The following is a 20,947-nucleotide window of genomic DNA, read 5'->3' as shown; positions in this document are numbered from 1 at the left end:
TCGCCTGCGCGCCGCCGGCCTGTAGTGCCGAGCCATGCTCGGCAGGGGCTTTCCCAGCGACGTATCAGCGTTGTAGGAGCGGCGTCAGCCGCGAAGCTGACTTCAATGAAATCAGAGAGCCACCCGCACCCGATGGATCCTCGGTATCGCGGCTTACGTAGTTCCCACAACAGGGTCTATCAGCGAAGCTCCAGGCGAGCATGGCTCGGCTCCCCACCTGGCGCTGCTGGTCACACCGGCGGGATTTCACCGCCGGCTGGACGTTGTGGCCAGACGGTCTTGGCCAGCAACTCATCGTTCCAGTCGAACGACAGCTTGCCTTCCTTCAGGAACAGCGCCACGAAGTTGTAGACGTTGCGCGCGAACATTTCGCTGGCGTGCACCGCACCCATGCTGGCCAGGTTGAGCGGACCAGCAACCGTCACGCCGCCGACCTCGATGGTTTGCCCCGGCTGCGTTGCCTCGCAGTTGCCGCCAGTCTCGGCAGCCAGATCGACGATCACGCTGCCTGGGCGCATACCCGCCACCATCGCCGCGGTGACGATCTTTGGTGCCGGACGGCCGGGCACGGCGGCGGTGCAGATCACCACGTCCACCCCTTTCAGGTGTTCGGCCAAGCGTCGCTGTTGTTCAGCGCGCTCCGCGTCGGTCAGCTGCCGGGCATAGCCGCCCTCGCCGGCAGCGCTGACGCCCAGGTCCAGGAACTTGCCACCCAGCGACTCGATCTGCTCACGCGTCTCAGGACGTACATCGAAACCTTCAACCGCTGCGCCCAGGCGCTTGGCTGTGGCAACGGCCTGCAGGCCCGCAACACCGGCACCGACAATCAGTACCTTGGATGGGCGGATGGTGCCGGCGGCAGTGGTCAACATCGGGAAGAAACGCGGCGCAAGCTGCGCAGCGATCAGGGTTGCCTTGTAGCCAGCCATGCCGGCCTGCGAACTGAGCACATCCATCGCCTGTGCGCGCGTGGTGCGTGGCAATCGTTCCAACGGAAACGTCTGCAACTGGCGGGCCTGCAACGCTGCCGCGCGCGCGGGATCGGCTTCGGGCTGCACCCCGCCAACCAGCACTGCTGCCGTCTTCAGGCGCGCAATGGTCGGCAAGGACGGGGCCTGTACGCATAGCACCAGATCTGCAGCTTCCAGCGCGTCACCCAGCTGGGCCCCTGCATCCACATAGGCCTGGTCGGGGAACCCCGCAGCCGCGCCTGCGCCGGCCTGCAGGTGTACCTGCGCGCCGGCTGAAACAAGTTTCTTCACCGTTTCCGGCGTGGCGGCAACGCGTCGCTCGCCTTCGGCGGTTTCCTTCAACACCCAGACATCTACGGCCATTCCAGTCCTCGATGCGCAGCGGATCAACCGCCGGATCGTAGCAAAGCCGGTGCCCTGTGCGGCAGCCCCAGGGCTGCCAGGCAGCCAATCAGTTGGCTACACCCTGCGGCTCCAGCCGATCGATCACGCCCTGCATGGCGGTGTCGAAGGCGCCGTCATCCACATGTGGACGCAAACGTTCCAGCCGCACCATCACCGCCAGTTCTTCCGGTGAGGCCACGCAGAAGCGGATGCCGCGGCGGTTGACGAACAGCAGTCGCGAGGAAATCGGACTCACCCAGGACAACTTGCCGGCCTGCATCTTGCCGTCCTTGTCGATGAAATCCAGCCAGGTGCCGATTTCCATCCTGCGGAAACGTTCGGCGTCGCTGTCGTCGAAATCCTCGGCCTTGGTCGCATTGCCGAACTCGATGGCCGGGGTTTCCGGCGCCGGCGGCGTCGGCAAGGCCACCTGCGGCAGTTCCGGCAAGGCCCGCTCCAGTTCCGGCCGCAATTCAGCGATGGACTGCAGGGTGTCGTGCAAGGCGTCGATCGCGGTGGTGCCACCGTCGCCATGCAGGCCAACACTGGCAAACACCTTGCGCAGCCCGGGCTGGCTGGATTGCAGCCACGGCTTGCCGACGATATGGCGGCGTGCTTCAGCCACTTCTTCCAGCACATCGTCGGCCAGTTTCAACGCTTCGGCCACACCTTCACCTTCCTCGCCTTCGCGCAGCAGGGTGAGGGTGAGATGGTGATTCCAGGGCTGGCGCAGGAAGTCCTCGATGGCCTTGGGCAGGCTGACGTCGGCAACCCGCTTGTCCAGCTCGGCGCTTGCGCGATTGCGGGCGACTTCCAGTTTCTCCTGGCCACGTTGGGTCTCGGCTGCGCGCCGCTCGGTGATCTCGATACGCCGCCGGTGCTGGGCCAGGAAGTCGCGGAACTCTTCTTCCAGGGTGAGGAAGATCGCCAGGTTCTCATTGAACTCGGCGGTCAGCCTTTCAATGATTTCCTCGACCTTGCCCATCAGCGCGCGCTCGGCCTGGCTTTCCCCGGCATTGCCCTCGCAGGCCTCGGCCAGCGAGTTGAGCAGCTTGCGCGCCGGATGAGTCTTCTGCACGAACATGCGCCGGTCGAGCATGGCGACTTTGACGAAGGGCACGACCAGACGCCCGATCAGCTCGCGCGAACGCCCTTCCAGGTCACGTTCGTCGAGCATCACGTCGAACAGCATGCCGACCAGGTCGATCGCATCTTCGTCCTGGGGGTCCAGATGCGCCTGTTGCGGGTCCACCCCGAGGCGCGTGGCACCGGACAGCACTTCACTCTTGAGCCGCTGCGCCAGCGATTCGCCATCCTCGCCCACCGCCGCGCGCAGGGTTGCGCTGGGCGTGGCCTGCAGCAGCGACAACACCGACATCATCTCGCGCTGGTTCAAGGAGCGCTGCTGGCCGGCGCCGGCATGCGCGGCATCGGCCGCAGACGCCGACGCCCCTTCGCGGGTCTGCCGACTCTGCGCCAGCAGCTCGTGCAGCGCCTCCAGCACCATGTTCTGCGAACTGCCATAGGCCTGTTCGGCCTCGAAACCCGCCGCTGCCTGCGCGGCAGCCTGGCCGGCCATGCTGCCGCGGCGCTGGTTCCAGCGCTCGGAAAAGCGCCGCGCCCACATCGGCGCATGGCCCGGGTCGAATCCTTCCTCTTCTTCCTGCGCAGCCTGCGACACCTGCTCGACCGGCGAGCGTTGCGGACCGGGCCGGCGCGGCGCGGCGATCTCGGGGGCGACACCGGCCTGGGCCAGGCGCTCGTCCACGGCTTCGTACAGCTTGCCGATGCCGGCGGCGAACTCGCGTTCGCACAACTTGAACAGCACCAGCCGCACTTCAGCGGCCAGGTCGCAGGTATAGAACGCCTCGTGCACGGCCACGCCGATGTGCTCCGGGCCGATCGGATTGGTGTCGGCATCCAGCGTCGACACCCCCGCCACCCAGGCCAGGCGGTGATCGATGCGCAGCAACACCTGCTTCCAGTCGCGCAGCAGCACGGTGGCAAAATTGCGTACGGCCAGGCGCGATTCAAGAATGTGTTCGGGGACCAGGCTCAAACCGCCGTCGCCCTGCCCGGCCAGCACGCTCTCTGCCGACTGTGGGCTGCCGGCTTCCAGCGCGGCCCAGGCCTGTTGCAGGTGGGCATCGAACCGACGGGAAATCTCATCACGCCGGCGGCGCAGCTCACGCATGCCGTCCAGAAACGCCAGCTGCGAGGGACCCGCCGTCTCGGCACGATCGAACAAGGCATCGTCAAAGCCCGCCAGCACCTTGGCAAAGGCCTGCGACAGCACTGGCAGGGCGGCCTCACGGGCCACGCCAAGCAGGTTCTGGTTACGACCGGGCTGACCGGCGGGATGCGGATTGGACATCATGCGCAAAGGCTCCACACCCTTACAGGCGCTGGTCTTCTGATAAACAAATTGGGAAATGCAGACACGGCCCCCGAAACCGCACGCGCATGGTAGGCGGAGAAGATGAACAGGGTCAGTGATGCAGTCCGCACTTCCTACCTCATGAGCCCTTCCCCGCAATACCAGCCATGCTAAGCGTGTCAGCGATTATTAGCGACCCGTAGCTTGTTCAGGCCACACGACACAGCGCACAAAACCGCCGCTGGCTCCCACTAAATGGCCGGTACATGGGCGACGTCTATAATCACTGGCCGCCTCAGCTCCTGTGAACCATGTCCGACAACTGCTTCCTGCAAGCGCTGGATCAGCGCCATTCGGTGCCCTCCCTGCAACTGGGCGAGCCGGCGCCGGACCCGGCCACCGTGCTGCGCATGCTGCAATCGGCCGTACGCGTCCCAGATCACGGCAAGATGGTGCCGTTCCGGTTCCTGCGCCTGCAGGGCGAAGCCCGCCATGCGCTGGGCGAGTTTCTGGCCCGGCGCAGCCGCCAGCGCGACCCCAATGCGGCCGAGGCCGCGGTGGAAAAGGACCGCCAGCGCTTCTCCCATGCACCGCTGATCATTACCGTGATCGCCCGCTTGCAGGACAACCCCAAGGTCCCCGCGCAGGAACAGCTGCTCACCGCCGGCTGCGTGTGCTTCGCCCTGCTGCAGGCCGCGCAGGGCTGCGGTTTCGGGGCGCAATGGCTGACCGCGTGGATGGCCAGCGATCCGGAAGTCGCCCGCCACCTGGGCCTGGCCGACAATGAGCAGATCGTTGGTTTCATCCATATCGGCACCCCCAGGATTGCCGTCCCCGACCGCGAACGCCCCGATCCGGCCATGCTGCTGCAGGACTGGCAGCCATGAATGCCGGCAGTGCCCCACTGCAACCGCTCTACCTGATCGACGCCAGCCTGTACGTCTTCCGCGCCTGGCATTCGATTCCCGATGAATTCCAGGATGCGCAGGGCTGGCCGGTAAACGCAGTTCACGGTTTTGCCCGCTTCCTGCTCGACCTGCTGGAACGCGAGCGCCCACAACATATCGCCGTGGCCTTCGACGAAGCGTTGGACAGCTGTTTCCGCCATGCGCTGTATCCGGCCTACAAGGCCAACCGTGATCCGGCCCCGGAGGAACTGCGCCGCCAGTTCGCCCATTGCAAGGCGCTGTGCGCCGCCTTGGGCCTGGAAGTACTGGCCGACCGCGAATACGAGGCTGACGACCTGATCGGCAGCGCCCTGCATGCCAGCCGCGGCCGCCTGCGCGGGGTCATCGTCTCGGCCGACAAGGACCTGTCGCAGCTGCTGCTGGAACACGACGAACAATGGGACTACGCCCGCAACCAGCGCTGGGGCGCGGACGGGGTGAAGGCACGGCAAGGCGTGCACGCCCACCAGGTCGCCGACTACCTTGCGTTGAGCGGCGACGCGGTGGACAACATTCCTGGCGTATCCGGTATCGGGGCCAAGTCAGCGGCTGTGCTGCTGGCGCATTTCGGCAGCATGGACGCCCTGCTCGAGCGCATCGATGAAGTGCCGTTCCTGCGCCTGCGCGGCGCCGCCACCATGGCGGTACGGCTGCGCGAGCAGCGTGAGCAGGCCTTGCTGTTCCGCCAGCTGACCACGGTTGCCTTGAACGCACCGCTGCACAACGCCGCCGGCGGCTTCGTGCGCGCCAATGGCGACGGCGACATGCTTGGCGGGCTGTGCGAGGCGCTTCGGTTTGGCCCGATGACCCGGCGCCGGCTGATGACTGCGGCCGGCCTGCAATCCCCTTCCACTCCAGCCAACGAGTTCGCATGAGCCATAACACTGCTGAACCCCGCGTCGTCTACGAAGGCAAATACCAGCGCATGCTGGTGCGCGGCACCTGGGAGTACAGCGAGCGCACCCATGCCGGCGGGCTGGCCGCGATCATCATCGCGGTCACCCCCGATGACGAGGTGCTGTTCGTCGAGCAGTTCCGCGTGCCGCTGCAAGCGCGCACCATCGAGATGCCGGCAGGGCTGGTTGGCGATATCGATGCCGGTGAATCCATCGAGGTGTCGGCCGTGCGCGAGCTGGAAGAAGAAACCGGCTGGACCGCCGACCATGCCGAAGTGCTGATGATCGGCCCCACCTCCTCCGGCGCCAGCAGCGAGAAGATCGCCTTCGTGCGTGCCACCGGCCTGCGCAAGGTCGGCGAGGGCGGCGGCGATGCCAGCGAGGACATCACCGTGCACAGCATCCCGCGTCAGCGCGCTGCAGCCTGGCTGGTGGAGAAGATGGGCGAAGGCTATGAGCTGGACGCAAAACTCTGGGCCGGCCTGTGGATGATCGAACACCACCTGGATGGACGTCCGCGTGGCTGACTCCGGCTTGCAAGGCGTCACTGCGCTGCTCGGCGCCGACGATCCAGCGATTTACACCGTGCACAACCCGCACGGCGTGTCCCCGTTCCTGCTGCTGGCCGATCATGCCGGCCAGCGTGTGCCGCAGGCGCTGCAGGACCTGGGCTTGCCGCAGGCCGAACTGGACCGGCACATCGGCTGGGATATCGGCATCGCCGGCACCACCCGCGCCCTGGCCAAGCGCCTGGACGCCTGGGCCATCGAACAGACCTATTCGCGCCTGTTGATCGACTGCAACCGGCCGCTGGTGTCGCCGACGCTGATTCCTGAAGTCAGCGACGGCACCGTTGTTCCCGGCAATCGCGGCCTTGATCCACAGCAACGCCAGCAGCGTATTGATGCGATCCACGCGCCCTACCACGCACGCATCGACACCGAACTGGACCGTCGCCGCGATGCGGCTGTGCCGACACTGCTGGTGATGATGCACAGCTTCACCCCGGCGATGGCCGGCATGGAACGTCCATGGCATGCAGGGGTGCTGTATCACCAGGACACGCGCTTCGCGCATGCGCTGCTGCAGGCCTTGCGCGAGGAAGGCGATCTGGTGGTTGGCGACAACCAACCGTATTCGGTGAACAGCAACAGCGACTATGCGGTGCCGGTGCATGGCGAAGGCCGTGGCCTGGTGCATGTGGAACTGGAGATCCGCCAAGACCTGATCGCCGATGTGGCAGGGCAGCAGGCCTGGGCGGAGCGACTGGAGCGGATTTTCCGCAGCTTGCAGCCTGAACTGCTCACCTGGGCGTAGCCTTGTAGGAGCGGCGTCAGCCGCGAAGCCGATGAACTGTCGGATGTAACACCGGCAAGTCCCCTGCCGAGCATGGCTCGGCACTACGCGGGCATTGCGTTGTCCACACAGGCTGTGCCCTGACGGTTACACAACCTGTGGATAAGACCGCACACCCCTTGCACACCAGACCTTTGCAGGCACTGCTTATTTTTTGATCAAGCAGGTCGCATGTAGTGCCGAGCCATGCTCGGCAGGGGCTTTACTGATAAACCCATTTGCCGGAGCGGCGGGACCCGCGAAACCCGGCCGTTGTAAGACCCCCCATAATCTCAAGGGTTTGTCGGTAAAGCCCCTGCCGAGCATGGCTCGGCACTACAGGGGCCCGCCTATCAACCCGCGAAACTGTCGGTCGCGCGTACCAGTGCGTCGACGTTCTCGGCTTCAAATGCCGAGTGGCCGGAGGCAGGCGTGATCTGCAGCTGCGCCTTCGGCCAGGCCTTGTGCAGTTCCCAGGCATTGGCCAGCGGGCAGACCACGTCGTAACGGCCGTGCACGATCACACCCGGGATGTGGGCGATCTTGTGCGCGTCGCGCAGCAGTTGGTCTTCCACCTCGAAGAAGCCACCGTTGACGAAGTAATGGTTCTCGATGCGGGCGAAGGCCAGCGCGAACTGCGGGTCTTCGTGGCTGTTGACGAAGTCATCGTCCACATGCAGGAAGCTGGTGGCACCTTCCCACACGCTCCAGGCCTTGGCAGCCGCCAGGCGCGTGGCCTCGTCATCGCTGGTCAGGCGGCGGTGGAAGGCCGAGATCAGGTCATGGCGCTCAACGAGAGGGATCGGCTTGAGGTAATGCTCCCAGGCATCCGGGAACAAACGGTTGGCGCCTTCCTGGTAGAACCATTCCAGCTCCCAGCGACGCAGCATGAAGATGCCGCGCAGCACCAGCTCGGTCACCCGCTGCGGATGGGTTTCGGCATAGGCCAATGCCAGCGTCGAACCCCAGCTGCCGCCGAATACCTGCCAACTGTCGACGCCGAGCTTTTCACGCAGCTTCTCGATGTCGGCGACCAGATCCCAGGTGGTGTTGTCGACCAGATCCGCATGCGGGGTGGAACGACCCGAGCCACGCTGATCGAACAGGATGATGCGGTACTTGGCCGGGTCGTGGAACTGGCGCATCTTGTCGCTGCAGCCGCCACCGGGGCCGCCGTGCAGCATCACCACCGGCTTGCCGTTGGGGTTGCCGCATTGTTCGAAATACAGCGTGTGGCGGTCGTCGACCTTGAGTGTGCCGGTGTCGTAGGGCTCGATGGCGGGATAGAGCGTGCGCATGGCAGCCTCGCTGGGAACAGGCCGCTTAGTCTAACGCAGCGATGTTGCGGTCTTGTCTGCGTTACAGCGTTCCATCAAGGCGTCGCATAGGTCGCCGGGGTGATCCTCTCCAGCAGCCAGATGCCGTCGAAGCGCTGACGTGCTTCGGGCAGCGTCAATTCATCGGCGTAGTCCATGCCCCACAGCCGGCTGGCCGGATCCTCCTCGCCCGACAAACTGCCGGCATGCAGATCAACGAACACCGCTGCGACCGAGGTATCGGCAGTCAAGCGCGACTCCAGCTGCGCCGGCCGTGCGTCCACCTGGCGAACCTGCTGATCGATGTAGTCGAGGTAACTCCCTTGCGCCCCGGCGTAATGCAGCACATAGGTCTGTGCCTGCAGCGCCTCCGGCAAGGCGCGGGTGACGTTGTCCACCACCGGAAAGCCACGCGGATGACCGTCGCGGTAGCCGCCAAGTTTGTTCAGATGCGCGTAATGCCCCCAGACGACCGCCTTGCGCCCCGGATAGGCCTGCTCCAGCAGCCACTGCAGGTTGCCGGCCATGACCGGATCGTGTTCGTCGAAGGGCCGCAGCTGCCAGCTCACCTCGGCCATGCGTTGCAGGCTGGCATTGATGCGCCGCCAGAAGCCATCGCTGTTGAACACGTCGTCGCCATGCTCGGCGTCCGGCGCCGGCAGCAGTTGCAGCAGCCATTGCGAATCATCTAGGAAGCGCTGGCGTGCGTGAGCATCCGCCATCGCCAGCTTGCCATCCAGCAATCGCTGTACCTGTTGCAGGTGCAGCTGCAGGCGCTGCCTTGCCATTTCATCCAGTGGCTGCCGCAGCAAGCGTTCGCGCAGCTGCGACACCAGCTGGCGACGCGAAAATGCGCCGCTCAGGCGCCCATCGAAGCCAGCCAACTGCATCGCGCCGGGCGCGTCGCGTTGTGCATCCAGATAGTCGTACAGCGGCCACAGCTCGGTGCTGTTGGCATACATGTAGAAGATGTTGCCGGGCGCGTTGGCGCGCAGTGGCAGCCGCGATTGCCATAGGCGGGTGACATCGAACAGGCCGCTTTCCAGCACCAGCAGGTCGAAGCCCTTGCGCTCGTGCAGGTAGCGTACGGTGCGCACCTTGCTCTCGTAGATATTGCCTTCGCCATGCGTGAGCTCGTCGAGCATGACGATGCGCTTGTCGCCGATGGCCTCACCCAGGGCCGCCAGATCAGCGAAGTCATCCTGCACCGGCGAGCCCTCACGCAAGGGATGGATGGGGGCGTGTTTGCTGGTGGCTGGCGTTGCAGCACAGCCCAGCGATGTGACCAGCAATATGACAGCGAACGCGGTACGGATCATCGGCATCCCCGGTTTGGAGATGGCGATGCTACGGGAGGTTTTGGGTGCCGTCTTGTGGACAGGAAATGACCTGGATGACGTGCCGGAGCAGTGCTTTTGGCTCCACCTTGGCCTTGGCTTTGGCTTTGGCCTTGGCTTTGGCTTTGGCTTTGGCTTCGGCTTTGGCTTTGGCTTTGGCTTTCGCTTTGGCTTTGGCCCTAGCTTTCGTTCTTTATGCAGTCATTCCCGCGAAGGCGGGAATGACGAGCTGAAAAAAAGCGGCAAGAGCAACAGCAACTACAACAATCTCAACCTCAGCCAGGCCAACGTCCCAAGGTCACGCGGTCACGCTGCTCCAGATCCTGCACCGTCTGCACCTCCACAAACCCGGCCTGCTCCAGCAGCGCGCGGATCGCCCCGCCCTGATCCCAGCCATGTTCCAGCAGCAACCAGCCACCGGGCACCAGATGCTCGTGCGCGCCGGCAACAATCTCGCGGATCGCATCCAGGCCATCCGCGCCCGATGCCAGGGCCGGCGGCGGCTCGAAACGCAGGTCTCCCTGCACCAGATGCGGGTCACCTGCAGCGATATAGGGTGGGTTGCTGACGATCATGTCGAAGCGATCCGCGCCCAACGCCGTGTACCAGTGCCCACGCCGGAACCACACATTCTGCAGCCCGTGCGCCTGGGCGTTCTTCACCGCCACCGCCAGGGTCGGGCCCAGCACGTCGGTCGCCATTACCGTCGCCAGTGGCCGTTCACTGGCGATCGACAAGGCGACTGCGCCACTGCCGGTGCCCATGTCGGCCACCCGCACCATGTCATCGGCCGGCAGCCGCGCCAGCGCCTGCTCGACCAGCAGCTCGGTTTCCGGACGCGGAATGAGGGTCGCCGTGTTGACCTGCAGGTCCAGGGTCCAGAAGCCGCGGCGACCGGTCAGATAAGCCAATGGATGCCCCTCGGCACGACGCGCCAGCAGCACCTCGAAACGCTCCACCGCGTCGGCATCCACCTCGTCGGTGGCATGCGAGAACAACCACGCCCGCTCCACGCCCAGCACGTGGATCAGCAACTGCTCGGCTTCATGACGGGCATCTTCACCCGGCAGGCGTGCGGCAGCCTCCCGCAACAGCTCGGCAACCTTCAACGTGGACACTGCATTACCTCTTCGCGGCTTCTTTCAGGAGGGCGAGGATAGTCAGCGCGCCCGCCCCTGCCTACCGCCATGATCCTTGCCTAAGGATTAATCCCATCTATGCCACATCGTTCAGCTTGGCCCTGGATGGCTTGGAAAGCCCGCAAAGCACCCGATATCAGGCCTTGAGGCAGCTTCAGGGCATCGATTGATAGGCTTTATCTATTGATACGATGCATCCAATTCATTTGTTTTATTAGTTTCTGCCTATTAGTCTTTGCTCCAACGATTCACCCCGCCCTACAACCCAAGAGGAATCTTCATGTCCCTTATCAACACCCAGGTCCAGCCGTTCAAGGTCAACGCGTTCCACAACGGCAAGTTCATTGAAGTCACCGATGAGTCGCTGAAGGGCAAGTGGTCGGTCCTGATCTTCATGCCGGCAGCCTTCACCTTCAACTGCCCGACCGAGATCGAAGACGCCGCTGACAACTATGCCGAGTTCCAGAAGGCCGGTGCCGAGGTCTACATCGTGACCACCGATACCCACTTCTCGCACAAGGTGTGGCACGAAACCTCGCCGGCCGTGGGCAAGGCCAAGTTCCCGCTGGTTGGCGACCCGACCCATCAGCTGACCAACGCCTTCGGCGTGCACATTCCGGAAGAAGGCCTGGCCCTGCGTGGCACCTTCGTGATCAACCCGGAAGGCGTGATCAAGACCTCGGAGATCCATTCCAACGAGATCGCCCGTGACGTGTCCGAGACCCTGCGCAAGCTGAAGGCTGCCCAGTTCACCGCCGCACACCCGAACGAAGTGTGCCCGGCCAAGTGGAAGGAAGGCGAAAAGACCCTGACCCCGTCGCTGGACCTGGTCGGCAAGATCTAAGTCCCGGTCAGCCGGTGGCGATGAACCAGATACCTGGTTCGTCTCCATGGCACTCCCACCCCGCCTTCGCGGCGGGTGTGGGGGTGAACCGCAGCGTGTTGATGCCAGCCAGCGCCACGCCCGCACGCCACGCAGCCCGCTGCGGTTCACCCCTACTTCTACTGGCGCCCCGCTTCATGCAGGGGCGTCCCCCCCCCGCTTTGCCTCAACGAAGGAGTTGACCGTGCTCGACGACAGCCTCAAGACCCAGCTGCAGCAGTACATGGGCCTGCTGCGCCAGCCACTGCGCCTGATCGCCTCGCTCGACGACAGCAGCGCCAGCCAGGACATGCGCGGCCTGCTTGACGATATCGTCGCGGCCGGCGGCGGCAAGATCACGCTGGACACTTCCGGCGACGATGCGCGCAAGCCCTCGTTCGTGATCGCCCGCGAAGGCCAGGACCACGGCGTGCGTTTTGCCGGCCTGCCGCTGGGCCACGAATTCGAATCGCTGGTCCTGGCCCTGCTGTGGACCGGCGGCCATCCGCCGAAGGTCGCACAGGACGTCATCGACAGCATCACCGCGATCGATGGCGAGTACAGCTTCGACGTCTATATGTCGCTGACCTGCCACAACTGCCCGGACGTGGTGCAGGCGCTGGCGCTGATGGCGATCCTGAACCCGAAGATCAGCACCACGGTGATCGAGGGCGGCACGTTCCAGCAGGAAGTGGAACAGCGCCAGGTGATGGCGGTGCCGATGGTGTTCCAGGGTGGCGAGATGTTCGACTCCGGCCGCATGAGCCTGGAGCAGATCGTCGCCAAGCTCGACACCGGCGCCGTTGCCCGCGAAGCCGAGAAGATCAAGGCCAAGGATGCATTCGACGTGCTGGTGGTGGGCGGTGGCCCGGCCGGTGCTGCAGCGGCGATCTATGCCGCACGCAAGGGCATCCGCACCGGTGTAGCTGCCGAGCGTTTCGGCGGCCAGGTGCTGGACACCATGGCGATCGAGAACTTCATCTCGGTGCAGCACACCGAAGGCCCGAAGCTGGCTGCCGCGCTGGAAGCCCACGTACGTGAGTACGAGGTGGACATCATGAACCTGCAGCGCGCGGCCAAGCTGGTGCCGGCCGGTGCCGATGGCCTCGTCGAAGTGCAGCTGGAGAACGGTGCTTCGCTGAAGTCCAAGAGCGTGATCCTGTCCACCGGCGCCCGCTGGCGGCAGATGAACGTGCCGGGCGAAGACCAGTACCGCAACAAGGGCGTGGCCTACTGCCCGCACTGTGACGGCCCGCTGTTCAAGGGCAAGCGCGTGGCGGTGATCGGCGGCGGCAACTCCGGCGTGGAAGCGGCCATCGACCTGGCCGGCATCGTCAGCCACGTCACCGTGTTCGAGTTCGACAGCAAGCTGCGTGCCGACCAGGTGCTGCAGGCCAAGCTCAACAGCCTGCCCAACGTGAAGGTGGTGCTCAACGCACAGACCACCGAAGTGCTGGGCGACGGCCAGAAGGTCAACGGCCTGGTCTATACCGACCGCGTCGGTGGCGATTCGCACCGGGTCGAGCTGGAAGGCATCTTCGTGCAGATCGGCCTGCTGCCGAACACCGAGTGGCTGCGTGGCACGGTGGACCTGAGCGGTCGCGGCGAGATCATCATCGATGATCGCGGCCAGACCAATGTGCCGGGCGTGTTTGCGGCCGGCGACTGCACCACGGTGCCGTACAAGCAGATCATCATCGCGATGGGCGCCGGCTCGACCGCCGCACTCAGCGCCTTCGATCATCTGATCCGTACGCCGGTGCTGCAGCCTGCAGCGGTAGAGGCAGCAACCGCCTGATGCTCAAAGCCCCTCTCCCTTTGGGGTGAGAGGGGCAGTTTGCGAACCACCGGTTCGCTGCCCCACGAACGCCCCGCGTCAGCGCGGGGCCGGGGCGCGAAGCGGGGGTTGGGGTGAGGGTAAGGGTGAAACCCATTGCTCCCACGAAATTCGTGGACTTCGCCAACCCTCATCCGCCCCTTCGGGGCACCTTCTCCCGCCGGGCGAAGGAAACAGCCGGGAGCCCAACATGAATCTTCGTGACCTGAAGTACCTGGTGGCGCTGGCCGAGCACAAGCACTTCGGCCGCGCGGCGGCTGCCAGTTTCGTCAGCCAGCCCACCCTGTCCACCCAGATCAAGAAGCTGGAAGAAGAGCTGGGCGTGCCGTTGGTGGAGCGCGCGCCGCGCAAGGTGATGCTTACCCCGGCCGGCCGCGAGGCCGCCGCGCGTGCGCGCAGCATCGTGGCCGAAGTAGAACAGATGAAGGAAGCCGCGCGCCGCGCCCGTGACCCGGAAGCCGGCACCGTGCGCCTGGGAATTTTCCCGACCCTAGGCCCGTATCTATTGCCACATGTAGTGCCGGCGATCCGCCAGCGCTTCCCGCAGTTGGAGATGTTGCTGGTCGAGGAAAAGAGCGATGTATTGCTGGCACAGCTGCGCAACGGCCAACTCGATGCTGCCTTGCTGGCCCTGCCGATCGCCGACGAGCAGTTGCACACCGAATTCCTGTTCGAGGAACCCTTCGTGCTGGCCGCGCCAGAAGGCCATCCGCTGACCAGCCACCCCTCGCTGACGCTGGATGACCTGTCCGACCAGCGCCTGCTGCTGTTGCAGGATGGCCATTGCCTGCGCGACCAGGCGCTGGATGTCTGCCATATGGCCGGCGCGCTGGAGAAATCCGAATTCCAGGCCACCAGCCTGGAAACCCTGCGGCAGATGGTGGCGGCGAACGTGGGCGTCACTCTGCTGCCGATGCTGGCGGTGAAGCCGCCGGTGGCGCGCTCTGAGAACGTCAGATTGATCCCATTTTCGGGCGATCCGCAGCCGAACCGGCGAATCGGCATGGTCTGGCGCCGCAGCTCGGCGATGGGTGCGTTCCTGGAGCAGTTCTCGCAGTTGTTCAAACAGCTGCCGGCGGACTTGTTGGAGGCGCCGGCGGAATCGCCGCGGGTTCAGGCTTAAAAGCTTACCCCTCACCGGCCCTCCCCTCCGCTGCGCGCAAGGGAGGGGGCAAGGCTTGACTCCCTCCCTCCCTTGCGCGCAGCGGAGGGGAGGGTTGGGGAGGGGTGCTCTCCGCAGCACCCCAAAACCTGAATACCTCCCTCCCCCACATTGCATCCGGGGCGCACCGGCCCCATGATCTTCACAGGGTCGCCTACGGCCCGCTTCACCAGCACAATAGAAATCCGGGCGGCGCCGACAAAGCGTCGCCTTTTGCTTGCTCTTCAATCAGATAAGGAATTCCCATGACCAGCCACAGCGGTCTGCCACCATCCATCGTTGTTTCCACCCGTGACATGGCCCGTCTTGAGGCCCTGCTGGACTCCCCGGCGCTGAGCCGGCACCCGGCCGCTGTTGCCCTTGCGCAGGAACTCGAGCGCGCGCAGGTGCTGCCGCCGGAAGAAATCCCCGAAGGCATCGTCACCATGCACTCCCGTGTGGACTGCGAAGACGAACTGCACAACGAAAAACATTCCCTGACCCTGGTCTATCCGCATGAAGCGGATTTCGACAAGGGCCGCGTGTCCGTATTGGCACCGGTCGGCAGCGCCCTGCTGGGCTTGTCGGTTGGCCAGACCATTGATTGGACCGCACCCGGCGGCCGCCAGCTGCGCCTGCGCGTCACCGCCGTCCACTACCAGCCCGAGGCGGCTGGTGATTTCCACCGCTGAGCGCATTGCGCCGCACCTGCAACAGGAAACCATGATGTCCCAGGCCCCCTCCAAGCTCGCCCAGCTGCGTGAACTGTCCGTCGTTGTCGCCGATACCGGCGATTACGACGCCATCAAGCGCCTGCGTCCGGTCGACTGCACCACCAACCCGACCCTGGTGAAGAAAGCCCTCGACCTGCCGGTCTATGCCGGCCTGATCGAGCGCGAGCTGCAGTGGGGCCGCGCCCAAGCCGGTGACAAGCAGGCCATCGCCAATGCCGTGGTCGACCGCCTGACCGTGGGCGTGGGCACGATGCTGGCAGAGCTGGTGCCGGGCCGCGTGTCCACCGAGGTGGATGCCGACCAGGCCCACAACACCGAGGCCACCGTGGCCAAGGCGCGCGAGTTCATCGCCATGTACGAAGCGGCCGGTGTGCCGCGCAGCAAGGTGCTGATCAAGATCGCCGCCACCTGGGCCGGCGTGGAAGCCGCACGCGTACTGCAGGCCGAAGGCATCGACTGCAACCTGACCCTGATCTTCAACCCGACCCAGGCCCTGGCCTGCTCGGAAGCCGGCTCCTTCCTGATCTCGCCGTTCGTCGGCCGCATCCTGGATTGGTACGTGGCCAACGGCCAGACTCCGGCCAGCATTGATGAAGACCCGGGCGTGGTGTTCGTGCGCGGCGTGTTCGCCGAGTTCAAGCGCCGCGGTTCCAACACCGTGGTGATGGGTGCCTCGTTCCGCTCGACCGCACAGATCGAAGCGCTGGCTGGCTGTGATCGCTTGACGATCTCGCCGGACCTGCTTGAGAAGCTGGATGCTGATTTCGGCGAGCTGCCGCGCAAGCTGGTGGCCGGTGCTGCTGAAGCGGTAAACGTCGCTGCGATCGATGAAGCGAAGTTTGATGCGGATATGGCGGCTGATCCGATGGCCACCGAGAAGTTGGCTACTGGTATTGAGGCCTTTGCCAAGGATCTGCAGACCTTGCGTCAGCGGATTTTGGATGAGTTGGGCGGCTGACAGCCAAAGTAATGCCTGACTACTCCCTTCTCCCGCCTGCGGGAGAAGGTGGCCGAAGGCCGGATGAGGGGAGCTTTTAAAGCTTCTAAAGCTCTAAAAGCTTTTGCTCCACGTGCTTTCAGAGCGCCCTCACCCCAACCCCTCTCCCGCATGCGGGAGAGGGGCTTGAGCAAAGGCTAGAACACGCCGAGCTCCAGCCCTGCTGCCAGCAGCGCGCCCAGCTCACGGCCTCGTGCCAACTGCGCCTCAGACAGCTGCTTCCCAGCAACAATCGCCTCAGCCGTCTGTGCCTGCGTACATACCAGCACCGGCTCGGCCACTTCCTTCAAACGCAAGCCCAAAGCCACCCTGCGCAACTGCGCAATCGTCGGCTGACCATCCGATCCAGCACACACCAGCAGCGCATACGGCTTGCCCTCGCAGCGCCCCAACAGCGGGTAATAACTGCGATCAAAGAAATCCTTCATCGCCCCGCTCATCGAGGCCAATGTCTCCGGCGTGGCGAACACCACCGCATCGGCGGCAAGCACATCTTCTGCACCCGCATCTGCAGCGCGCAAGGCAATCACCTGCACCGCATCACCCGCACTCTCGCGGGCACCCTGCACCAATGCTTCCACCATCGCCGCAGTAGCGCCTGTAAAACTGTGCCACACCACCAGTAAACGGCGCGGTGTGGCACTCACAGCTCAGAGATCCAGACCAATCGGGCAGCTCACGCCGGTTCCACCAATGCCGCAGTAACCGTTCGGATTCTTGGCCAGATACTGCTGGTGGTAGTCCTCGGCGTAATAGAACGGCGGCGCCGGGAACAGGATCTCGGTGGTGATCTCACCAAAACCCGATGCAGTCAGCTGCTGCTGGTAGGCATCGCGACTGGCAAGCGCCGCGTCGTATTGTTCCTGCGTATGGCAGTAGATCACCGAGCGGTACTGGGTGCCGGTGTCGTTGCCCTGGCGCATGCCCTGGGTGGGATTGTGGTTCTCCCAGAAAGTGCGCAGCACCGTCTCCAGCGTCACCTTTGCCGGGTCAAACACCACCCGCACCACTTCCGCATGGCCGGTCAGCCCGGAACAGGCTTCTTCATAGGTCGGGTTCGGGGTGACACCGCCCTGATAGCCCACCGCGGTGGTCACCACGCCCGGCAGCTGCCAGAACTTGCGCTCGGCACCCCAGAAACAGCCCAGGCCCACGTCCAGCACCTGCAAGCCGTTGAAATCGGCCCGCAGGGGCTGGCCGTTGACGAAATGCTGGTTGTGCAGCGGCAGCGGCGTGTCCCGCCCCGGCAGTGCTTCTTCCGGGCGCGGCAGGCGCTGCTTGAACGCGCCGATACCCAGTATTCCCTGGCCGATTCCCAACATGTCAGCTCCTCAGGCCGGGAGGAATCCCGGCGCTTCATCGTCATCCAAGATGGGGTCGGCAGGGCCATCGTCCAAGCCCAATGCAGCGACGATGTCCTCGGCCTCGAGCTTGGCCGAATCGGGTACGCAGACCCGCAACAGGCCAAACAAGGGCAGCTCGCCGCCCGCACCCAGCAGGGACTCGCCGAACACGAAGGCCGGGATGCCGGCATCCTCCAACGCGTGCTTGACCAGATGGGCGTCGAACAGGTTGTTGCTCTGGTAGATCAGTTGCATGGGGTTCTCCGCTCAAACCGGCTGGCGCAGGGCATCGGTGGCAGCAAGCTGCTCGGTTTCCACCGCCCCGGCCTGCCGCCATTCACGCAGCGCCGGCAAGGCCAGCAGGGCCTGCAGGTAGTCACCGGCAATGCCTTCCGCCGCCACACCATAGCCATCAAAGCGTACTGCCACCGGCGCGAACATCGCATCGACAATGCCGAATTCGCCAAACAGGAACGCCCCGCCCGCACCGTGTTGGCGGCGCAGCTCGCTCCACAGCGCGCGGATACGGTTGATGTCGGCTTGGGCGGCGGCGTCCCAGCGGTAGCCATCGGGCTGGCGGCGGCTATTCATCGGCAGTTGGGTGCGCAGCGCGGTGAAACCTGAATGCATTTCGGCCGCGGCCGCCCGGGCCACGGCGCGCTGGGCCAGATCAGCCGGCCAGCCGCGTCCACCCAGCCAGCGCTCGTTGGCGTATTCGCAGATCGCCAGCGAATCCCAGAGCTGAAGCTGACCATCACGTAGCGCTGGCACCTTGCCGGTGGGCGAATACTGCAGCACTTCGCTGGCAAAACCGGGGGTATCCAGGGCCAGCCGTACTTCGTCGAACTCCACCCCGAAATGGCGCAGCAGCAGCCACGGGCGCAACGACCAGGACGAGTAATTCTTGTTGCCTATCACCAGAACGGGGCGGTCCATCGGTACGAATCCATACGGTGGGATGGCCCAGCATAGCCCCGTCCCGGCAGCCAACGCCCGGCTCGGCTAAACTTGCGGTTTACTTCAATACACTGCGTCCCCCATGTCCGAGAACACGCCTGCTGTCGCCGCCACGCCGGAAAACGCTCCCGAAAAGCGCGATTTCATCCGTCAGATCGTCCGTGAGGACCTGTCCAGCGGCAAGCACACGGCCATCAAGACCCGCTTCCCGCCCGAGCCCAATGGCTACCTGCACATCGGCCATGCCAAGTCGATCTGCCTGAACTTCGGCATCGCCGGCGAGTTCGGCGGCGTCTGCAACCTGCGCTTCGATGACACCAACCCGGCCAAGGAAGACCCGGAATACGTGCAGGCCATCCAGGACGACGTGCGCTGGCTGGGCTTCGAGTGGAACGAGCTGCGCCACGCCTCGGACTACTTCGACGCCTATTACCTGGCCGCACAGAAGCTGATCCGCGACGGCAAGGCCTATGTCTGCGACCTGTCGGCCGAGGAAGTGCGCGCCTACCGCGGCTCGCTGACCGAGCCGGGCCGCCCCTCGCCGTACCGCGAGCGCAGCGTCGAGGAGAACCTGGACCTGTTCGCGCGCATGCGTGCCGGTGAGTTCGCCGATGGCGCCCGCACCCTGCGCGCCAAGATCGACATGGCCAGCGGCAACATCAACCTGCGCGACCCCGCGATCTACCGCATCAAGCACGTCGAGCACCAGAACACCGGCAATGCCTGGCCGATCTATCCGATGTATGACTTCGCGCATGCGCTGGGCGATTCGCTGGAAGGCATCACCCACTCGCTGTGCACGCTGGAGTTCGAAGACCACCGCCCGCTGTACGACTGGTGCGTGGACAACGTCGACTACGCACACGACAACGCCTTGACCCAGCCGCTGGTCGACAAGGGCCTGCCGCGTGAAGCCGCCAAGCCGCGCCAGATCGAGTTCTCGCGCCTGAACATCAACTACACGGTGATGAGCAAGCGCAAGCTGATGGCGCTGGTCACCGAAAACCTGGTCGATGGCTGGGAAGACCCGCGCATGCCGACCCTGCAGGGCCTGCGTCGTCGTGGTTACACCCCGGCGGCGATGCGCCTGTTCGCCGAGCGCGTGGGCATTTCCAAGCAGAACTCGCTGATCGATTTCAGCGTGCTGGAAGGCGCCCTGCGCGAAGACCTGGACAGCGCGGCGGCACGCCGCATGGCGGTGATCGATCCGCTCAAGCTGGTGCTGACCAATCTGCCGGAAGGCCACGAAGAAGCCCTCACTTTCAGCAACCATCCGAAGGACGAAAGCTTCGGCAGCCGCGAAGTACCTTTCTCGCGCGAGCTGTGGATCGAGCGCGAAGACTTCGCCGAAGTGCCGCCGAAGGGCTGGAAGCGCCTGGTGCCGGGCGGCGAAGTGCGCCTGCGTGGTGCTGGCATCGCCCGCGTCGATGAAGTGATCAAGAACGACGCCGGCGAGATCGTCGAGCTGCGCGGCTGGCTGGACCCGGAATCGCGTCCGGGCATGGAAGGCGCCAACCGCAAGATCAAGGGCACCATCCATTGGGTCAGCGCCCAGCACGCGGTGGAAGCCGAAGTGCGCCTGTACGACCGCCTGTTCTCGGTGGCCAACCCGGACGATGAATCCGACGGCAAGACCTACCGCGATTACCTGAACCCGGAATCACGCAAGGTCGTCACCGGCTACGTCGAACCGGCCGCAGCCCTGGCCGCACCGGAACAGAGCTACCAGTTCGAGCGCACCGGCTACTTCGTCGCCGACCGCCGCGACCACACGCCGGCCAAGCCGGTGTTCAACCGCAGCGTGACCCTGCGCGATACCTGGTCGGCCTGATCGGGATGGGTGGGGTTGCCGGCTGACAGCCCGGTAACCCCCTGCTCACATGGGACGCGGCTACCATGACCGCGTGCCCAGAACAGGATTCGCCCATGTTCCGTCTGTCACTGCTGCTCTGCCTGCTACTTGCGATCACCGCCTGCAGCTCACCGGCCGCTACCGCACCTGTCACCTCGCAAGCACCCGCGCCAGTCCCGGCCAGCGAGCAATCACCCCCTACCAAACCTGCTGCCACGCCCATCGTGGTCGACAGCAGCTGCAAGGTCGACGCCGATTGCACCGTGAAGAACGTCGGCAACTGCTGCGGTTATTACCCGGCCTGCGTCAACCTCAACAGCGCCACCGATCCAGCCGGCGTACAAGCCAGCTGCCAGGCCAAGGGCATGATGAGTGTCTGTGGTTTCACCGAGATCCAGGGCTGTAGTTGCGTCAACGGCCAGTGCGCGTCAGCCGGCAGCAGCGATCCACTGCGCAAGCCAATGACAGAGAATCCCGCTGCGGAGCGCTGAGCAAGCGCAATGCGCTCCGAACGTAGCCCGG

The 20,947-nt window shown here is 64.8% G+C and carries 21 protein-coding genes; 12 read left to right on the top strand and 9 right to left on the bottom strand.

The features are described 5' to 3' along the window. Positions 1–230 precede the first annotated feature (230 nt). On the bottom strand, positions 231–1,334 hold the full coding sequence (locus ACVOLQ_RS14085; RefSeq protein WP_313174180.1) for an NAD(P) transhydrogenase subunit alpha: 1,104 nt from the start codon (positions 1,332–1,334) through the stop codon (positions 231–233). Between the two features lie 88 nt (positions 1,335–1,422). Further along, positions 1,423–3,732, bottom strand: coding sequence for a DUF1631 domain-containing protein (locus ACVOLQ_RS14080; RefSeq protein ID WP_313174179.1), 2,310 nt, complete (start codon positions 3,730–3,732; stop codon positions 1,423–1,425). A 311-nt stretch (positions 3,733–4,043) separates the two neighbouring features. Here ACVOLQ_RS14080 and ACVOLQ_RS14075 point away from each other — a divergent pair, with 311 nt between their 5' ends. The 4 genes from ACVOLQ_RS14075 to ACVOLQ_RS14060 are packed head-to-tail and all read left to right on the top strand — an operon-like array spanning position 4,044 to position 6,892. Then, on the top strand, positions 4,044–4,619 hold the full coding sequence (locus ACVOLQ_RS14075) for a nitroreductase family protein (protein ID WP_313174177.1): 576 nt from the start codon (positions 4,044–4,046) through the stop codon (positions 4,617–4,619). Then, positions 4,616–5,554, top strand: a complete 939-nt coding sequence (locus ACVOLQ_RS14070) for a 5'-3' exonuclease (RefSeq protein WP_481528411.1) — start codon at positions 4,616–4,618, stop codon at positions 5,552–5,554. The genes ACVOLQ_RS14075 and ACVOLQ_RS14070 overlap by 4 nt, the downstream gene beginning before the upstream one ends. Then, complete coding sequence (locus ACVOLQ_RS14065) at positions 5,551–6,102, top strand: NUDIX hydrolase (protein ID WP_313174174.1); 552 nt, start codon at positions 5,551–5,553, stop codon at positions 6,100–6,102. The genes ACVOLQ_RS14070 and ACVOLQ_RS14065 overlap by 4 nt, the downstream gene beginning before the upstream one ends. Further along, positions 6,083–6,892, top strand: a complete 810-nt coding sequence (locus ACVOLQ_RS14060) for an N-formylglutamate amidohydrolase (RefSeq protein WP_481528410.1) — start codon at positions 6,083–6,085, stop codon at positions 6,890–6,892. The genes ACVOLQ_RS14065 and ACVOLQ_RS14060 overlap by 20 nt, the downstream gene beginning before the upstream one ends. Positions 6,893–7,263: 371 nt before the next feature. On the opposite strand, the gene pip is transcribed toward ACVOLQ_RS14060, so the two are convergent. Then, on the bottom strand, positions 7,264–8,208 hold the full coding sequence (gene pip / locus ACVOLQ_RS14055) for a prolyl aminopeptidase (RefSeq protein WP_481528409.1): 945 nt from the start codon (positions 8,206–8,208) through the stop codon (positions 7,264–7,266). A 74-nt stretch (positions 8,209–8,282) separates the two neighbouring features. Further along, the gene (locus tag ACVOLQ_RS14050; RefSeq protein WP_481528408.1) at positions 8,283–9,545 is read right to left on the bottom strand and encodes an erythromycin esterase family protein; all 1,263 of its coding nucleotides are present in this window, start codon (positions 9,543–9,545) and stop codon (positions 8,283–8,285) included. 65 nt (positions 9,546–9,610) lie between these two features. On the opposite strand from ACVOLQ_RS14050, the gene ACVOLQ_RS14045 reads away from it, so the two are divergent. After that, positions 9,611–9,796: a hypothetical protein gene (locus ACVOLQ_RS14045; protein WP_481528407.1), complete on the top strand. Its 186-nt coding sequence runs from the start codon at positions 9,611–9,613 to the stop codon at positions 9,794–9,796. A 42-nt stretch (positions 9,797–9,838) separates the two neighbouring features. Here ACVOLQ_RS14045 and prmC read toward each other — a convergent pair whose 3' ends face one another. Beyond that, positions 9,839–10,681: a peptide chain release factor N(5)-glutamine methyltransferase gene (gene prmC, locus ACVOLQ_RS14040; protein WP_481528406.1), complete on the bottom strand. Its 843-nt coding sequence runs from the start codon at positions 10,679–10,681 to the stop codon at positions 9,839–9,841. A 301-nt stretch (positions 10,682–10,982) separates the two neighbouring features. Between prmC and ahpC the strand changes: the two genes are divergently transcribed. From ahpC to ACVOLQ_RS14015, 5 genes are all read left to right on the top strand, one after another. Beyond that, a complete protein-coding gene (gene ahpC, locus ACVOLQ_RS14035; protein WP_313174167.1) occupies positions 10,983–11,546 on the top strand; it encodes an alkyl hydroperoxide reductase subunit C in 564 nt (187 codons plus the stop codon). Positions 11,547–11,769: 223 nt separating this feature from the next. Next, positions 11,770–13,362 carry an alkyl hydroperoxide reductase subunit F gene (gene ahpF, locus ACVOLQ_RS14030; RefSeq protein WP_481528405.1) on the top strand — a complete coding sequence of 531 codons (1,593 nt, stop codon included), beginning with the start codon at positions 11,770–11,772 and terminating at the stop codon, positions 13,360–13,362. 229 nt (positions 13,363–13,591) lie between these two features. Beyond that, entirely contained in the window at positions 13,592–14,524 is a 933-nt protein-coding gene (locus ACVOLQ_RS14025; RefSeq protein ID WP_481528404.1) for a LysR substrate-binding domain-containing protein, read from the top strand. Positions 14,525–14,808: 284 nt separating this feature from the next. Next, entirely contained in the window at positions 14,809–15,234 is a 426-nt protein-coding gene (gene rnk / locus ACVOLQ_RS14020) for a nucleoside diphosphate kinase regulator (RefSeq protein ID WP_481528403.1), read from the top strand. Between the two features lie 31 nt (positions 15,235–15,265). Next, entirely contained in the window at positions 15,266–16,234 is a 969-nt protein-coding gene (locus tag ACVOLQ_RS14015) for a transaldolase (RefSeq protein ID WP_481528423.1), read from the top strand. A 176-nt stretch (positions 16,235–16,410) separates the two neighbouring features. On the opposite strand, the gene ACVOLQ_RS14010 is transcribed toward ACVOLQ_RS14015, so the two are convergent. The 4 genes from ACVOLQ_RS14010 to ACVOLQ_RS13995 are packed head-to-tail and all read right to left on the bottom strand — an operon-like array spanning position 16,411 to position 18,552. After that, entirely contained in the window at positions 16,411–16,920 is a 510-nt protein-coding gene (locus ACVOLQ_RS14010; RefSeq protein WP_481528402.1) for a flavodoxin family protein, read from the bottom strand. A 3-nt stretch (positions 16,921–16,923) separates the two neighbouring features. Next, positions 16,924–17,574 carry a peptide-methionine (S)-S-oxide reductase MsrA gene (gene msrA, locus ACVOLQ_RS14005; protein WP_481528422.1) on the bottom strand — a complete coding sequence of 217 codons (651 nt, stop codon included), beginning with the start codon at positions 17,572–17,574 and terminating at the stop codon, positions 16,924–16,926. 30 nt (positions 17,575–17,604) lie between these two features. Then, on the bottom strand, positions 17,605–17,871 hold the full coding sequence (locus ACVOLQ_RS14000) for a putative signal transducing protein (protein WP_481528401.1): 267 nt from the start codon (positions 17,869–17,871) through the stop codon (positions 17,605–17,607). A gap of 12 nt (positions 17,872–17,883) precedes the next feature. Next, positions 17,884–18,552, bottom strand: a complete 669-nt coding sequence (locus tag ACVOLQ_RS13995) for a glutathione S-transferase family protein (protein ID WP_481528400.1) — start codon at positions 18,550–18,552, stop codon at positions 17,884–17,886. Positions 18,553–18,655: 103 nt separating this feature from the next. Between ACVOLQ_RS13995 and ACVOLQ_RS13990 the strand changes: the two genes are divergently transcribed. Next, a complete protein-coding gene (locus ACVOLQ_RS13990; protein ID WP_481528399.1) occupies positions 18,656–20,404 on the top strand; it encodes a glutamine--tRNA ligase/YqeY domain fusion protein in 1,749 nt (582 codons plus the stop codon). Positions 20,405–20,499: 95 nt separating this feature from the next. Beyond that, on the top strand, positions 20,500–20,916 hold the full coding sequence (locus tag ACVOLQ_RS13985; protein ID WP_481528398.1) for a hypothetical protein: 417 nt from the start codon (positions 20,500–20,502) through the stop codon (positions 20,914–20,916). The last annotated feature ends 31 nt before the right edge of the window (positions 20,917–20,947 follow it).

The organism is Stenotrophomonas sp. STEN031 (assembly GCF_056759975.1).
This window is presented reverse-complemented; position numbering and strand designations above follow the sequence as displayed.

Excerpts from the sequence above, each read along its gene's own strand:
- ACVOLQ_RS14085 (WP_313174180.1), bottom strand. The coding sequence starts at position 1,334 with ATGGCCGTAGATGTCTGGGTGTTGAAGGAAACCGCCGAAGGCGAGCGA.
- ACVOLQ_RS14080 (WP_313174179.1), bottom strand. The coding sequence starts at position 3,732 with ATGATGTCCAATCCGCATCCCGCCGGTCAGCCCGGTCGTAACCAGAAC.
- ACVOLQ_RS14075 (WP_313174177.1), top strand. The coding sequence starts at position 4,044 with ATGTCCGACAACTGCTTCCTGCAAGCGCTGGATCAGCGCCATTCGGTG.
- ACVOLQ_RS14070 (WP_481528411.1), top strand. The coding sequence starts at position 4,616 with ATGAATGCCGGCAGTGCCCCACTGCAACCGCTCTACCTGATCGACGCC.
- ACVOLQ_RS14065 (WP_313174174.1), top strand. The coding sequence starts at position 5,551 with ATGAGCCATAACACTGCTGAACCCCGCGTCGTCTACGAAGGCAAATAC.
- ACVOLQ_RS14060 (WP_481528410.1), top strand. The coding sequence starts at position 6,083 with ATGGACGTCCGCGTGGCTGACTCCGGCTTGCAAGGCGTCACTGCGCTG.
- pip (WP_481528409.1), bottom strand. The coding sequence starts at position 8,208 with ATGCGCACGCTCTATCCCGCCATCGAGCCCTACGACACCGGCACACTC.
- ACVOLQ_RS14050 (WP_481528408.1), bottom strand. The coding sequence starts at position 9,545 with ATGATCCGTACCGCGTTCGCTGTCATATTGCTGGTCACATCGCTGGGC.
- ACVOLQ_RS14045 (WP_481528407.1), top strand. The coding sequence starts at position 9,611 with ATGACCTGGATGACGTGCCGGAGCAGTGCTTTTGGCTCCACCTTGGCC.
- ahpC (WP_313174167.1), top strand. The coding sequence starts at position 10,983 with ATGTCCCTTATCAACACCCAGGTCCAGCCGTTCAAGGTCAACGCGTTC.
- ACVOLQ_RS14025 (WP_481528404.1), top strand. The coding sequence starts at position 13,592 with ATGAATCTTCGTGACCTGAAGTACCTGGTGGCGCTGGCCGAGCACAAG.
- rnk (WP_481528403.1), top strand. The coding sequence starts at position 14,809 with ATGACCAGCCACAGCGGTCTGCCACCATCCATCGTTGTTTCCACCCGT.
- ACVOLQ_RS14015 (WP_481528423.1), top strand. The coding sequence starts at position 15,266 with ATGATGTCCCAGGCCCCCTCCAAGCTCGCCCAGCTGCGTGAACTGTCC.
- ACVOLQ_RS14000 (WP_481528401.1), bottom strand. The coding sequence starts at position 17,871 with ATGCAACTGATCTACCAGAGCAACAACCTGTTCGACGCCCATCTGGTC.
- ACVOLQ_RS13995 (WP_481528400.1), bottom strand. The coding sequence starts at position 18,552 with ATGGACCGCCCCGTTCTGGTGATAGGCAACAAGAATTACTCGTCCTGG.
- ACVOLQ_RS13990 (WP_481528399.1), top strand. The coding sequence starts at position 18,656 with ATGTCCGAGAACACGCCTGCTGTCGCCGCCACGCCGGAAAACGCTCCC.
- ACVOLQ_RS13985 (WP_481528398.1), top strand. The coding sequence starts at position 20,500 with ATGTTCCGTCTGTCACTGCTGCTCTGCCTGCTACTTGCGATCACCGCC.